The following is a 12,501-nucleotide window of genomic DNA, read 5'->3' on the forward strand; positions in this document are numbered from 1 at the left end:
GTCATCATTTCGTCACGGTATTGGCCCAAGCTTATCTCATGGATAAAAACGCTAGGGATATCCGATTGTTATTTAATGTGACGAACAGGCAATGACCGCACAAGAAGCGCAATGGCTCAATCGCATCATTCATACAGAAGACTTGCAGGTCCTTTTTCAGCCCATTGTGGATGCCAGCCAGCAAGCCATCTATGGGTACGAGGCACTGGTTCGAGGGCCTCGCTCTTCTCCGCTTTATTCGCCGCTGCGGTTGTTTGAAGTCGCCACTCAGGCAGGGCTTCTGGTTGAGTTGGACCTGCTTTGCCGTCGCTTGGCCATACGACGCTTTGCCGAACTCGAGCTGCCTAGTCTACTATTTCTGAACGTCATGCCGCTCACCATCCTGGAACGTGATTTTCGCGAAGGATTGACGCTAGGCTTTATTCGCGAAAGCGGCCTTCCTCCAGAGCGCGTAGTGATCGAACTCACCGAGCACGTGCCCATTCATGATTACCAGTTGATGCGCCAGGCAGTGGATCACTATCGCGACATGGGCTTTCAAGTGGCCTTGGATGATCTCGGCGCGGGCCACTCAAGCCTGCGCCACTGGTCGGAACTGCGCCCGGACTTCGTCAAACTGGATCGCCACTTTATTTCGGGCATCGATCAGGAGCCCGCCAAGCGCGAGTTTCTACGCTCTATTCTGGATGTTGCGCGTAGTCTGGACTGCCAATTGATAGCGGAGGGCGTTGAAACCGCCGCTGAGCACCTGTGCCTGTGGGAGCTCGATCGTGGCCTGGCCTTGCTGCAAGGGTTTTATTTTGCCAGACCCAGCGCGGAGCCTCCGCTTCAGCTGCATATGCGGCTGCCTGCCGCTAAACCGCTGGCAAACCCAGCGGGACGAACGGCCCGTTCGATCTGTCAGGCGATTGAAGCGGTCACCCCTAGCTGTGCTGTTCTTACGCTGGCCGAGCGCTTTCGACAGCAGTCGAGTCTTCGCTGCGTAGCGGTGGTCGATGACGGCAGGCCAGTGGCCGTGGTGCGCCGTAATGCGTTTCTCACCTTGTTTACCAACCCCTACAGCCATGCGCTTTATGCCAAGCGGTGCGTGCTGGATGTCGCCGATACCAAGTCATTGATCACTAATGCCAGTACCCCGCTGGATATATTGAGTCAGCAACTGACGGATAGCCGCGATATCGAGCAGGAAGACTTTGTGATTGTCGATGAAAATAGCCACTACCTGGGCATGGGCAATATTGTCGACTTGCTGCGTGAAATTACTGCCATCCAGGTTCGCCAGGCGCGCCATGCCAACCCGCTTACCGGGTTGCCGGGCAATATACTGATCAATGAAACCCTTGGCCGCTACCTGAATGCCGGTGAGGGGGTGGCCGCTGCTTACGTCGACCTGGATAATTTCAAGGCTTTTAACGACGCCTACGGCTATGCCCGGGGCGATCACATGATCATTGCGTTATCCCGGCTGCTGGAGGCTCAGGCCGATAGCGTCGGTGGCTTCATCGGCCATATCGGCGGGGATGATTTCATGCTGCTACTGCCGTTGGCGCATTGGGAAAAAGCCTGCCAGCAGATCCTGCATCATATGGAGCTGATGGCGCCGGGATTTTATGAAGAGGACGACCGCAAGCGTGGCGGAATCCACATCGAAAACCGGCAGGGGACAATCAGCTTCTTTCCGTTTGTCAGCGTCTCGATTGCCGTCAAGCCGATTCCACCCGTCGCCGACTGTAAGGCCCTGGATGTCGCTGCCGAACTCTCGGAGTTAAAGCAACAGGCCAAAAAAATTCCTGGCAACAGCCTGTTTGTCGAGCGACGTAGCCGCAACGCTGCCAGCTTGAAAGCGTAATGACACATTACGGTCGTCAAAACGTCACCAATGGGTCATCTGAATGTCCCGCCCCTGTCATCTGAGCGCGTCAGTATCGTTGTGTCTTCTAACAACGCATCAGGTGATCCATGCAGACGTTATCTCTTCCTCGTACCCTCATTAGCGCCGCCGTTGCCAGTGCCTTTGCCTTTTCAGCCGTGGCGGTTCAGGCCGATCTTTCCAGCCGCTATCAGGATGCGGACGGCGATCTGATGGCAGATGTCCCCAGCGATGACGCCCAGTGGGTAGACCCGGACACGCTGGTGTTTGCCTATACGCCGGTCGAAGATCCCGCTGTCTATGCCGATGTCTGGTCTGACTTCCTGGATCATTTGAGTGACGCCACAGGTAAAGAGGTGCAGTTCTTCCCGGTACAGTCCAACGCTGCCCAGCAGGAAGCCATGCGTGCGGGCCGTTTGCACGTCGCCGGTTTTAATACGGGTGGTGTGCCAGTAGCGGTCAACTGCGGTGGTTTCCGTCCGTTTGCCATGATGGCCGCCGAGGACGGCAGCTTTGGCTATGAAATGGAAATTATCACCTACCCGGGTAGCGGTATTGAGTCCGTTGAAGATTTGCAGGGCCGCCAACTGGCATTCACCTCCGAGACGTCCAACTCGGGCTTCCGTGCGCCTTCAGCGCTACTGCGTTCCGAATACGGCATGGAAGCGGGAGAAGATTTTGAGACAGCGTTCTCGGGTTCACATGACAACTCTGTTCTAGGCGTGGTCAACGAAGACTATGAGGCCGCGGCCATCGCCAACTCGGTAGCGCGTCGGATGCTGTCGCGTGGCGTCGTGGAAGAAGGTGATTACGATGTCATTTATACCTCGCAAACGTTCCCGACCACTGCCTACGGTACGGCCCATAACCTGGCACCCGAACTGGCGCAGGACATTCAGGACGCCTTCTTCAGCTATGACTGGGAAGGCACCGCCCTGGAGGAAGAATTCTCCAACTCCGGCGAAGCCCAGTTTATCCCCATTACCTATCAGGATAACTGGGAAGTGATTCGCACCATCGCTGATGCCAATGGGGTGACCTACGACTGCGACTGATCGCCAGGTAGACGTTGTTAACCGGCCAGGAAGGCTCCCCTTTCTGGCCGTTTCTTTATATGTTTGAGGTGGAAAATGTTGACACTAAGCGGCGTAGCCAAGCGCTACCCCACCGGCGATCGGGCGCTGGCCAATATAGAGTTAACCCTGCCCAAGGGACAGGTGATGGCGCTGATCGGGCCATCCGGCGCCGGTAAAAGCACCCTGATTCGTTGTGTGAACCGGCTGGTTGAGCCTACCCAGGGCAGCATTCGCCTGGAAAATACCGAAATTACCAAGCTTTCCGGCCACAAGCTGCGCCATGCACGGCGTTCCATGGGCATGATTTTCCAGGAGTATGCCCTGGTTGATCGACTCACCGTGATGGAAAACGTGCTCTCAGGTCAGTTGGGTTACGTGGGTTTCTGGCGCAGCTTTCTGCGCCGCTACCCTCAGGAAGCGGTCGTGGAAGCGTTTCGGCTGTTGGAGCGGGTTGGCTTGACGCACGCCATCGATAAGCGTGCCGATGCGCTATCGGGCGGTCAGCGTCAGCGTGTGGGGATCGCCCGGGCCCTGTTGCAGAGCCCCAAGCTGCTGTTGGTCGATGAACCCACCGCCAGCCTTGACCCGAAAACCTCTCGCCAAATCATGCGCTTGATTCGTGAGCTGTGTGCCGAGCGTGACCTGGCGGCGATTATCAATATCCATGATGTGGCGCTGGCGAAGCAGTTTGCCGACCGCATCGTCGGACTGCGGGCGGGGGAAATCGTCTTTGACGGTGACCCCAGTGAGCTCACCAGCGAGATTCTCACTACGATCTACGGCGAGGAGGACTGGGATACCACGCCCGAACCAATGGATGACGAGGTTAGCGATGACCCGCGCGATACAGCCTCGTACAGCGCGGCCCCCGCAATGGCCGTCGGAGGCGCACGATGAGCGAGCAGGCCGAGATGTTGACGGCGCGCCAGCAAGCGGCACACCGCGGCGAGTGGCGCCGGCTTCCACTGATCGCAAGCCCGCGATTGCGCTGGGGCATTGTCCTCGGAGTGGGGGTGTATCTTGTGTTGGCGCTCGCCTCGGTAGAGGTGGACTGGGAGCGCGTGGCTGAGGGGGCGGGCCGTGCGGTGAATTTTCTGGGCGCGTTTATGCAGCCCGATTTTGTCAGCCGTTACGACGATATCGTTGCGGGTTTGCTGGAAAGCTTGACCATGACGCTGACCTCCACGGTGATTGGGGTGCTGCTGGCGATACCCGTCGGGTTGGGGGGCGCGCGCAATATTGCGCCATTGCCGATTTACACAGCCTGCCGGGCGATCATTGCGGTGTCGCGCACTTTTCAGGAGGTCATCATCGCCATCCTGTTCGTGGTGATGTTCGGCTTTGGGCCTTTTGCCGGCATGATCACCCTGGCGTTTGCGACGATTGGTTTCATGGCCAAGCTGCTGGCCGAAGACATCGAGGACCTGGACTGGCGTCAGGTTGAGGCAGTGCGCGCCACGGGTGCCAGCTGGTGGCAAACCATGAATCACGCGATTCAACCCCAGGTCATGCCGCGTTTGATCGGGCTTTCAATGTACCGCCTGGATATCAACTTCCGCGAATCTTCGGTAATCGGGATTGTCGGGGCAGGCGGTATCGGCGCCACCTTGAACACCTCGCTGAGCCGCTACGAATACGATACCTCAGCGGCGATCCTGCTGATCATCATCGCCATCGTATTGCTGTGCGAGTACGCCTCGAGTCATGTCCGTCGCTGGACCCAGTAACCCCTGAATCAGTCTTTTCTGAATCGATACTTTGTGGAGTAGTTGAATGCCCGTTTCCACCTCATCTCAGGGTCAGCCGGTCTGGCGGCGGCGTACGACCCGCGCGCAATGGCTCCAGTACCTGGCCTGGCTGGCAGGGGTCAGCCTGTTTCTGCTCTGCTGGAAGCTGATTTCCGACAATACCATGTGGGTGTTCGTCGACGACGCTGGCCGCCAGGGAGCCGATCTGATCAGCCGCATGACCCCACCCGAGTGGGGCTATGCCAATGTGCTATGGAAGCCCATGTGGGACACCCTGAACATTGCCACCCTGGGCACGGCGCTGGGCATTGTCATGGCCTTTCCAGTGGCGTTTCTGGCGGCTCGCAATACGACACCGCATCCGCTTATACGCAGCGCCGCGTTGGTGGTGATTGTGTCGTCACGCTCGATCAACTCGCTGATCTGGGCAATGTTGCTGGTCACCATCCTGGGTCCCGGCGTGCTGGCAGGGATTATTGCCATCGCTCTGCGTTCCATCGGCTTTGTGGGTAAGCTGCTCTACGAATCCATCGAAGAGATTCATCCCACGCCGGTCGAGGCGATCAGCGCGACCGGTGCGAGCCGTATGCAGGTAATGAACTATGGTGTGTTGCCCCAGGTCATGCCAGCATTTGCCGGTATCAGCGTTTACCGTTGGGATATCAATATCCGCGAATCGACTGTGCTGGGCCTGGTGGGGGCGGGCGGTATCGGTTTGCAGTTGAACGCTTCGATCAACAGCCTTGCCTGGGATCAGGTCAGCGTGATTTTCGTCATGATCTTTGCCACCGTACTGGTGTCGGAGTGGATATCCGCCCGGGTACGCCACGCGATTATCTAATCGATTTGGCAGCGTCTCGATCTTTGCGCCATGCTATAGACTAACCGGTCAAAGTAGAGATGCCTCCATGCCCTTCGCGCGCAGCTTGCCTATTGTAGGTTTGTTAATCCTCATGATGGTGTCAGGCTGCGCCAGTCACAAGACAGACCTGAATGAACGCCTTGACGAGGCTGAGGGCTTGTCCATGGAGCGTGCGTTGATTCTTTCCCATGCCCAGCAAGCGCTGGGCACTCCCTACCGCTTCGGCGGTAACTCGCCCGACGGTCTGGACTGCTCCGGACTGGTCGAGATGGTCTATCAAGCGGCGGGGATCCGTGTGCCTCGTACCGCCGACCAGCAGTTTCGCCAACTGCCAACGGCGAATGCTCCGCGCCCGGGTGATCTGCTGTTTTTTGGTTCACGCCAGAAAGCCACTCACGTGGGCATTTACCGCGGGCAGGGGCAGATGATTCACGCCCCCGGCAGCGGCCGTGAAGTGGTGAGTGTGCCGCTGGATATCGACTACTGGCAGCAGCGCTTTCTGGGGGCCGCAAGCCCCGCTCCGTGAGCGCCCCACGATAGGTTTGAACGTGTCTAATAACTCTTTGGTTTCATGACCTGGGTCAATTAGCGTGCATTCCAGCTCCCTATAATATGCTTCGTTTTGACTTCCTACCTAATCCATGAGCATTAAGCGTATTTAACTACGTGACATGATGCGGCACACTCAGTTCAAAGCGTTACACGACGCGATAACAAAAACGCGAGCATGCCGCTTACCTCACTAACGACGCTATCAGTTTGAGGCTAAGCAATGAAAACTATCGTTAACCGCATGCCGATGCGGCTCAAATTCGCCTGCGTGTTGCTATTGCCGTTGCTCGCGTTGGCCTGGTTTGCCATTCAGGGGATCATGGAACGTCGTACTTCGCTGCAGGAGTTTGACCGCCTCCATGCAATGACTGAGCTTGCTCAGCGTGCCGGTGATGTTGTTCATCAGATGCAGTTAGAGCGTGGGATGACGGCTGGATTTTTAGGCAGCGAGGGTGACGCGTTTGGCAACCGGCTTCGCCAGCAGCGACCCAACACCGATGAGGCCGCCGAGGCGTTTCATAACGAGCGGGCTTCCCTGGATCAATCGCAGCTGACGCCCTCCGTCCAGCAGCAACTGCGCGAGATTGATGAACGTTGGCAACGCCAGCCGGCGCTTCGCGATCGCGTTGATGACCTGGAGGTGACGATGGGGGAGGCGCTTGGTCACTATACCGGCATTAACGGCCAACTGATGGCGTTTGTAGGTACGTTGGCGCATCTCACTCAGGAAGGTGATATCACCCGCCAACTGAGCGCTTATTATCAGCTATTGGAAGCCAAGGATCTGGCCGGTATCGAACGGGCGCTGCTGTCGAATGCGTTTGCTGCGGATGGCATGTCAGCCGAGATGTTGCGACGCTTTTTATCACTGCTCGGCGAGGAACAGGCCTTTTTGGATAGCTTTCGGGTCCTGACCAGTGAAGCAAGTCGCGAACAGCTTGCTCAAGCGCTAAGCGGTGCGGAGATCGAGCGACTTCTGGAGCGGCGCGAACTTGCCATCAGCCAAGCCAGCGAGGGCGGCTACGGCGTGGACCCAGAGGAATGGTTCGAATGGCAGACAGTGAAGATCGGCCGTTTGAAGGCATTAGAAGACCAGGTGGCGGATTCGATAGTGACTCAAACAGCCGCGTTGCGTCAGGAAGCTCAGCAGGCGCTCTGGCAATATGCGGGGATTGCGCTGGTGGCCAGTATGGTGGCGATAGGCGTTGCCGCATTGATTGTACGGGCAATTACGCAACCGCTGCATCTGGCACTGTCCAGCATTGAGACGCGCGGTAACGATCTGACCCAGCGTTTGAAAGTGCCGGGTAGCGATGAATTATCGCAGCTGTATCGCGCCTTCAATGAATCGTCGGCGGTAACTGAGAACCTGGTGGCTGAGATCAAACACAACGCACAGTCGGTGGCGGTGGCCAGCAATCAGATCGCGCAAGGAAACCAGGACCTTGCTCAGCGGACGGAAGAGCAGTCTGCTTCGCTGGTACAGACCGCGTCGAGTATGGAGCAGATCACAGCGACGGTCCGCCAGAGCTCTGACAACGCCCAACAGGCTCAGAAGATGACTGGCGAAGTGGCCGAGGAAGCCAAAGAGGCGACTCATGTGGCGTCGCAAGCCCAGCAAGCCATGCAGCTCATTCAGCAAGCCAATGAACAAGTCACCAGCATTGTCGCGACGATTGACAATATTGCTTTCCAGACCAACTTGCTGGCGCTGAATGCCTCGGTTGAGGCCGCGCGAGCGGGTGAACATGGGCGTGGTTTCGCGGTGGTGGCCGATGAAGTACGCAAGCTGGCCAGCCGGAGCGCTGACGAAGCGAGCCAGATTCGTCAACTGGTCGATAACAACGTGAACAAGATTGCCGAGGGCGAAACCCTGGTAACATCGACCAACAATACGCTGGAACGTATCGCCCAGCGCGTTAAGCAGATGGCGGGCTTGATGGATGAGATGGCCTCGGCGACCCATGAGCAATCATCGGGCATTGAGGAAATTAATCGGGCCATGGTTCAGCTGGAGGACGTCACTCAGCAAAATGCTTCCTTGGTGGAAGAAGTCGCGGCGGCCAGTCGTTCGCTGGATGAGCAGGCTGATGATATGACCCGAAGAATGAATACGTATCAGGTGCGCGACAGCCATCAAGTTATGCTTAGTTAGGCCGATATAAACCATAGAGGGCGCTGACTGGAGCGCCCTCTTGATATGAACTGTGACTGAAGGACAGTGCCTGGCGTTTTGTAATGCGTTGATTAGCGACGATTGTCGTGTCGCGCAGGGTTTAACAGTAGGTGATGATATAATGAACCTGCTGTGTATGGGGAGGCCTCTGACGCAGCTAAAAATACATTGACGACTATTATAAATTGAGGAGCGCTGGGACGTATGAGCCAGTCTTTCACGACGCCAAAGGCGCAGTCTTTGCCTCATTCCCATGCTTTATCGCTATCCCCAGGCGAAGCCGATGAGCCCGACGACTCGGACGCTACTCGCCTGCCCGCCCTAGGACCCGCCCAAGCGGCTTTCCTGCATGCCAACGAGGCCATAATTATAACCGACGCAGAAAACCGCGTGATCGATGTCAATCCGGCCTTCAGTGAACTGACCGGCTGCATGCTGGACGCTGTGGAGGGCAAGACGCCAGAGGCATTCAGTATTCTGCCGTTGGACGATAGCCGCACCACCCGGTTGATGCGTGAAGAGCTTCATCTTCGTGATCGTAGTAAAAGTCAGGTGAGTTACTGTAGCCACGACGGTCAGTTTTATCCCGGCATGATGTCGATCAATCGGGTGCGCGACGCCGAGGGTAACGTTGATCACCATGTGATCGTACTGGCGGATCTATCCGCGATTCCTGCCCATGCGCGGCATCTTAACCGGGAAGTGTACTTTGATGCATTGACGGGACTGCCCAACCTGCAACTGCTGACACAGCTTATCCAGGAATCCATACAGCACGCTGAAAACAAGCAGCAGTCGCTGGCGGTATGTTCCCTGGATATCGACCTTTTTAAAGCCATCAACGACCGTCTTGGCTCCAGCGTGGGCGACGCGCTGCTCTCGAGCTTTGCGCAGCGTATCAGTCATCTGCTGTTTGGCGACGATGTGCTGGCTCGGGTAGGCGGTGATGAGTTTGTGCTGCTGCTCCATCATGGTGTGGACGACGTATTCCTCGAAAAGCTGCTGGCCTCCATTCGGAGACCGCTTTTCATTGAAGGACACACGGTCCACCTGACGGTCAGTCTGGGGGTGACGTTTTATCCTAACGACCCGGCGCAGGGCGATGGCTTGTTACGCCATGCCCATCAGGCGATGTACCGGGCCAAGCAGCGGGGGCGTGATAACTTCCATGTCTTTGATCCGAACCATGACCGTCTGCTGCAGGTCCGCCACGAGCAACGCCAGCGCTTTGTGGACGCATTGGCAAACGATGAGCTGCGGCTTTATTACCAGCCGCAAGTCGATATGCGTTCCGGGCAGGTCGTGGGGGTGGAAGCCCTGATTCGATGGCAGCATCCCGAAAGAGGACTGCTGGCACCCAGCCAGTTTCTGCCCATTATTGAGGCGACGCCGCTTGAGGTTGACCTGGGTGAGTGGGTGTTGAAAGAGGCGATGCGACAACTGGTGAAGTGGAAAGCGGCGGGAATTTCGCTGCCCGTCAACGTCAATATCAGCCCCTCGCACTTGCTTCTGGACAACTTCAGCCAGCGCCTTGGTGAGTTGTTAGCGTGTTACCCCAGTGTGCCACCGGCCATGCTCAAGCTCGAAGTGCTGGAAAGCGCGGCGATGCATGACATTCAAGCGGCGTTGAACACCATGGCGAAATGCCAGGCCTTGGGGGTCAACTTTGCGATTGATGATTTTGGTACCGGCTTCTCATCACTAACCCACTTGCGCCAACTGCCGGTGAACCTGATCAAGATCGACCAGAGCTTTGTCCGCGATATGTTAAGCGATGCGGACGACATGGCGATTGTGGAAAGCGTGATCTATATGGCAAATCGCTTTCAGCGGCCGATGCTGGCGGAAGGGGTTGAGACGCTGGGGCATGCAAAAGCGCTGATCGCCCTGGGCTGTGAGTTGGCACAAGGTTACGGTATCGCACGCCCCATGCCTGCTAATGAACTGCCACAATGGCTAGCCGCGTGGCCGAGACGAGCCGATTGGAACGCGCTTGGAAAGATACATTAACAGTCAGGCGTAGGGCTTAAGCGGCGCTTGGCGCATTACTGGGGTTCAGTGCACTGTCAGTCATTGCATCGCTGGTCGGTGATTTACCTTCGGCGCTGGCGCGTGCCTGGGCCATTTCGCTTGTCTGCATGGCCGCTTCAAGCTTGGCTTCAAGCAGGTATTGCCTGGCCTGGGCGGCGACCTGATAATCCTTTGGCGAAGGATCGGCGGGAGCCAGCGCGGCGGCAATCACGGTTTGCATTTTCTCGATGGTGGCCTTGGGGTCGTTGGGCACCGGGCCGTAATTGATCGATACCTCGCCAGCAACAGCGTAGCGCTGGCCGTCAGGGCCTACCTCGTAATCGTAGCTTGCCCCGCCCGCATAAGCACCGCCAACCGTCTGGTGAGCCATCTCGTGTTGTCTGACTTCACGGTCGGTCTGCTTGAGCTGCTCCAACTGTTCAATTTCTTCTGGGGCCATCGGCGTACCGTCGGCGCGCTTTGGGCCCGCAGACTCGCCGCGGGTCGCATTGTCGGATGAGACTTCGTCGGATGAGGCTTCCGGCTCTGCAGATGACGCGTTAGCTGCTTTGGGCTCAGCCGTTGTGACCTTGGCCGAACCTGCATTAAACGTGGGTGATGCCCAAGCGGACAGAGAGGCAGCTCCCAGCACGGCGATTGTCATGGCAAGCGCTCCATGAAAATAAAGAAGTATCGTAAAGTATCGGTGAGGCAAGTCGGTCGTGCAAGTTAACGTTGGACGAGTGAGCCTCAGAGGCGAGGAAAACAGGCGATGCAGACGATTGATGTGGTGATTAACCTCTCCTATGAGGCGTGCCTGGCGCACTACGAGGGGCGCATAGCCCAGGTCTATACGTACAGCCTTGACGGCCGACGGGTGGTGTTCCCGGCAGAAGCGCTGCGTCGTGTCATGACCCACGACGGCGTTTACGGTCACTATCGACTAAAGTTTTCTGAGACAGGCCGATTTATCAGTATTCATCCGCTTGGTATCTGTTGAGTTCATATGCCCGATACTAAATCTGACGTGTCACTACATGAGGTCGTCTACGAGGTGGTTCCCAACCTCAATATGGCCGAAAAGCTGGTCAACAATACCCTGGAAAGCATCATGGAGGCCGCCACTGATCCATTGGAGATTATGCGGCGCAAAGAACAGCAGGACGCTTTCCGTCTGGAAGTCCGTCTTGTGCGCATGCACCTTGAACATTTGTTGACGCGCCACCGCGAGGACGTAGCGGCTCTGGTGAGCACCGACGGCCGTGAAGGAGCTTCGATGGTGAAGCTTGACCGCAATGAAGCACAGGCGTTGCGCAGTGCCATTGACATTTATCAGCATGTGCGGGCGTATCAGCGGGGTGAACGCCGTCACCCTCTGGCGAGCCGTTAAGTTCGCCCCGCGGGTCCCGGCCACCAAAAGGCCACAGACTAGGCTATACTGATCGCTTCAATGAACGTCCGGGCTTACCCGCCGGGAACGTTGGCAGCCTGCCTATCCGGCGACGGCTGCTGAGCTATCAGGAGATATACCATGTCTGCCTCACCAGTCACCTTGATGGTGGCGCGTCGCGTCGCCAAAGAGCGTTATCCGCATTTCACCCGCTGGTTGAATGAAGGCCGCCATCTGGCCGCGGACTTCCCCGGTTATCTGGGGTCCGGGGTGTTGGCACCGCCCGCCGACGATGATGAATATCAGATTATATTTCGTTTCAGCAGTGCCGAGACACTGGCTGCCTGGGAGCATTCGGCTTCCCGGCGTGCCTGGCTGGCCCGTGGCCAGGGCCTGTTTGATGCCCCGCATGAGCATCGCGCTGTTGGTCTCGATGCCTGGTTCCAGGCAAACTCGCCAGCGCCACCCCGCTGGAAGCAGGCCGTGGCCGTGTGGCTCGCCTTTTTTCCTGTGTCGCTGCTTTTCCATTGGCTATTCGGTAGTACGTTCGCCAGTTGGTCGATGTTTCCACGGGTTATGGTCAGCACGCTGATGCTGACGCCGATCATGGTGTTCGTATTTATTCCACTCTCGATGCGGTTATTGGCGCCTTGGCTTGAAGGTAAGGTGTCACCATTGGACGTTCTCCTGCGGCGCCTTTCTGAACGAACTACCTAAGTTAACGTTAGCGTTGGCTGCCGGGTCATGGAGAGGTTTTCTTCTACGCGGCCAACGCTGCTATGCTGAATGGGCACAGTGAAAGGAAGACGGGCGCCAG

At 57.2% G+C, this 12,501-nt stretch carries 12 protein-coding genes; 11 read left to right on the forward strand and 1 reads right to left on the reverse strand.

The features are described 5' to 3' along the window. Positions 1–91: 91 nt before the first annotated feature. From IT895_RS01310 to IT895_RS01345, 8 genes are all read left to right on the forward strand, one after another. Positions 92–1,849, forward strand: a complete 1,758-nt coding sequence (locus IT895_RS01310; protein WP_199284493.1) for a bifunctional diguanylate cyclase/phosphodiesterase — start codon at positions 92–94, stop codon at positions 1,847–1,849. A gap of 110 nt (positions 1,850–1,959) precedes the next feature. Beyond that, complete coding sequence (phnD, locus tag IT895_RS01315; RefSeq protein WP_085917675.1) at positions 1,960–2,925, forward strand: phosphate/phosphite/phosphonate ABC transporter substrate-binding protein; 966 nt, start codon at positions 1,960–1,962, stop codon at positions 2,923–2,925. Positions 2,926–3,000: 75 nt separating this feature from the next. Then, positions 3,001–3,843 (forward strand): phosphonate ABC transporter ATP-binding protein, encoded by an 843-nt coding sequence (gene phnC, locus IT895_RS01320; RefSeq protein ID WP_085917676.1) that lies wholly within the window; start codon positions 3,001–3,003, stop codon positions 3,841–3,843. Next, positions 3,840–4,673, forward strand: a complete 834-nt coding sequence (gene phnE / locus IT895_RS01325; RefSeq protein ID WP_199284494.1) for a phosphonate ABC transporter, permease protein PhnE — start codon at positions 3,840–3,842, stop codon at positions 4,671–4,673. The genes phnC and phnE (IT895_RS01325) overlap by 4 nt, the downstream gene beginning before the upstream one ends. A gap of 46 nt (positions 4,674–4,719) precedes the next feature. Beyond that, entirely contained in the window at positions 4,720–5,535 is an 816-nt protein-coding gene (gene phnE / locus IT895_RS01330) for a phosphonate ABC transporter, permease protein PhnE (RefSeq protein ID WP_199284495.1), read from the forward strand. 115 nt (positions 5,536–5,650) lie between these two features. Further along, positions 5,651–6,082 (forward strand): C40 family peptidase, encoded by a 432-nt coding sequence (locus IT895_RS01335; RefSeq protein ID WP_422823624.1) that lies wholly within the window; start codon positions 5,651–5,653, stop codon positions 6,080–6,082. A gap of 246 nt (positions 6,083–6,328) precedes the next feature. Continuing rightward, the gene (locus IT895_RS01340) at positions 6,329–8,263 is read left to right on the forward strand and encodes a methyl-accepting chemotaxis protein (protein WP_199284496.1); all 1,935 of its coding nucleotides are present in this window, start codon (positions 6,329–6,331) and stop codon (positions 8,261–8,263) included. A 225-nt stretch (positions 8,264–8,488) separates the two neighbouring features. After that, positions 8,489–10,294, forward strand: a complete 1,806-nt coding sequence (locus IT895_RS01345) for a putative bifunctional diguanylate cyclase/phosphodiesterase (protein WP_199284497.1) — start codon at positions 8,489–8,491, stop codon at positions 10,292–10,294. Positions 10,295–10,310: 16 nt separating this feature from the next. Here the strand turns inward: IT895_RS01345 and IT895_RS01350 are convergent, their stop codons facing one another. Further along, positions 10,311–10,958: a putative metalloprotease CJM1_0395 family protein gene (locus tag IT895_RS01350; protein WP_085917682.1), complete on the reverse strand. Its 648-nt coding sequence runs from the start codon at positions 10,956–10,958 to the stop codon at positions 10,311–10,313. A gap of 108 nt (positions 10,959–11,066) precedes the next feature. On the opposite strand from IT895_RS01350, the gene IT895_RS01355 reads away from it, so the two are divergent. The 3 genes from IT895_RS01355 to IT895_RS01365 all read left to right on the forward strand — a co-directional run bounded on the left by IT895_RS01355 (position 11,067) and on the right by IT895_RS01365 (position 12,401). Beyond that, positions 11,067–11,294, forward strand: coding sequence for a DUF2835 domain-containing protein (locus tag IT895_RS01355; RefSeq protein ID WP_085917683.1), 228 nt, complete (start codon positions 11,067–11,069; stop codon positions 11,292–11,294). A 6-nt stretch (positions 11,295–11,300) separates the two neighbouring features. Further along, positions 11,301–11,684, forward strand: coding sequence for a hypothetical protein (locus tag IT895_RS01360; protein ID WP_199284498.1), 384 nt, complete (start codon positions 11,301–11,303; stop codon positions 11,682–11,684). A 141-nt stretch (positions 11,685–11,825) separates the two neighbouring features. After that, on the forward strand, positions 11,826–12,401 hold the full coding sequence (locus IT895_RS01365; protein WP_199284499.1) for an antibiotic biosynthesis monooxygenase: 576 nt from the start codon (positions 11,826–11,828) through the stop codon (positions 12,399–12,401). Positions 12,402–12,501: the final 100 nt, after the last annotated feature.

The organism is Halomonas sp. A40-4 (assembly GCF_015767635.1).
In the GTDB taxonomy this organism is placed as follows: Bacteria; Pseudomonadota; Gammaproteobacteria; order Pseudomonadales; family Halomonadaceae; genus Vreelandella; species Vreelandella janggokensis.

Bases quoted from the DNA above. Each gene is read 5' to 3' on its own strand.
- IT895_RS01310 (WP_199284493.1), top strand. From the start codon at position 92: ATGACCGCACAAGAAGCGCAATGGCTCAATCGCATCATTCATACAGAA.
- phnD (WP_085917675.1), top strand. From the start codon at position 1,960: ATGCAGACGTTATCTCTTCCTCGTACCCTCATTAGCGCCGCCGTTGCC.
- phnC (WP_085917676.1), top strand. From the start codon at position 3,001: ATGTTGACACTAAGCGGCGTAGCCAAGCGCTACCCCACCGGCGATCGG.
- phnE (WP_199284494.1), top strand. From the start codon at position 3,840: ATGAGCGAGCAGGCCGAGATGTTGACGGCGCGCCAGCAAGCGGCACAC.
- phnE (WP_199284495.1), top strand. From the start codon at position 4,720: ATGCCCGTTTCCACCTCATCTCAGGGTCAGCCGGTCTGGCGGCGGCGT.
- IT895_RS01335 (WP_422823624.1), top strand. From the start codon at position 5,651: ATGGTGTCAGGCTGCGCCAGTCACAAGACAGACCTGAATGAACGCCTT.
- IT895_RS01340 (WP_199284496.1), top strand. From the start codon at position 6,329: ATGAAAACTATCGTTAACCGCATGCCGATGCGGCTCAAATTCGCCTGC.
- IT895_RS01345 (WP_199284497.1), top strand. From the start codon at position 8,489: ATGAGCCAGTCTTTCACGACGCCAAAGGCGCAGTCTTTGCCTCATTCC.
- IT895_RS01350 (WP_085917682.1), bottom strand. From the start codon at position 10,958: ATGACAATCGCCGTGCTGGGAGCTGCCTCTCTGTCCGCTTGGGCATCA.
- IT895_RS01355 (WP_085917683.1), top strand. From the start codon at position 11,067: ATGCAGACGATTGATGTGGTGATTAACCTCTCCTATGAGGCGTGCCTG.
- IT895_RS01360 (WP_199284498.1), top strand. From the start codon at position 11,301: ATGCCCGATACTAAATCTGACGTGTCACTACATGAGGTCGTCTACGAG.
- IT895_RS01365 (WP_199284499.1), top strand. From the start codon at position 11,826: ATGTCTGCCTCACCAGTCACCTTGATGGTGGCGCGTCGCGTCGCCAAA.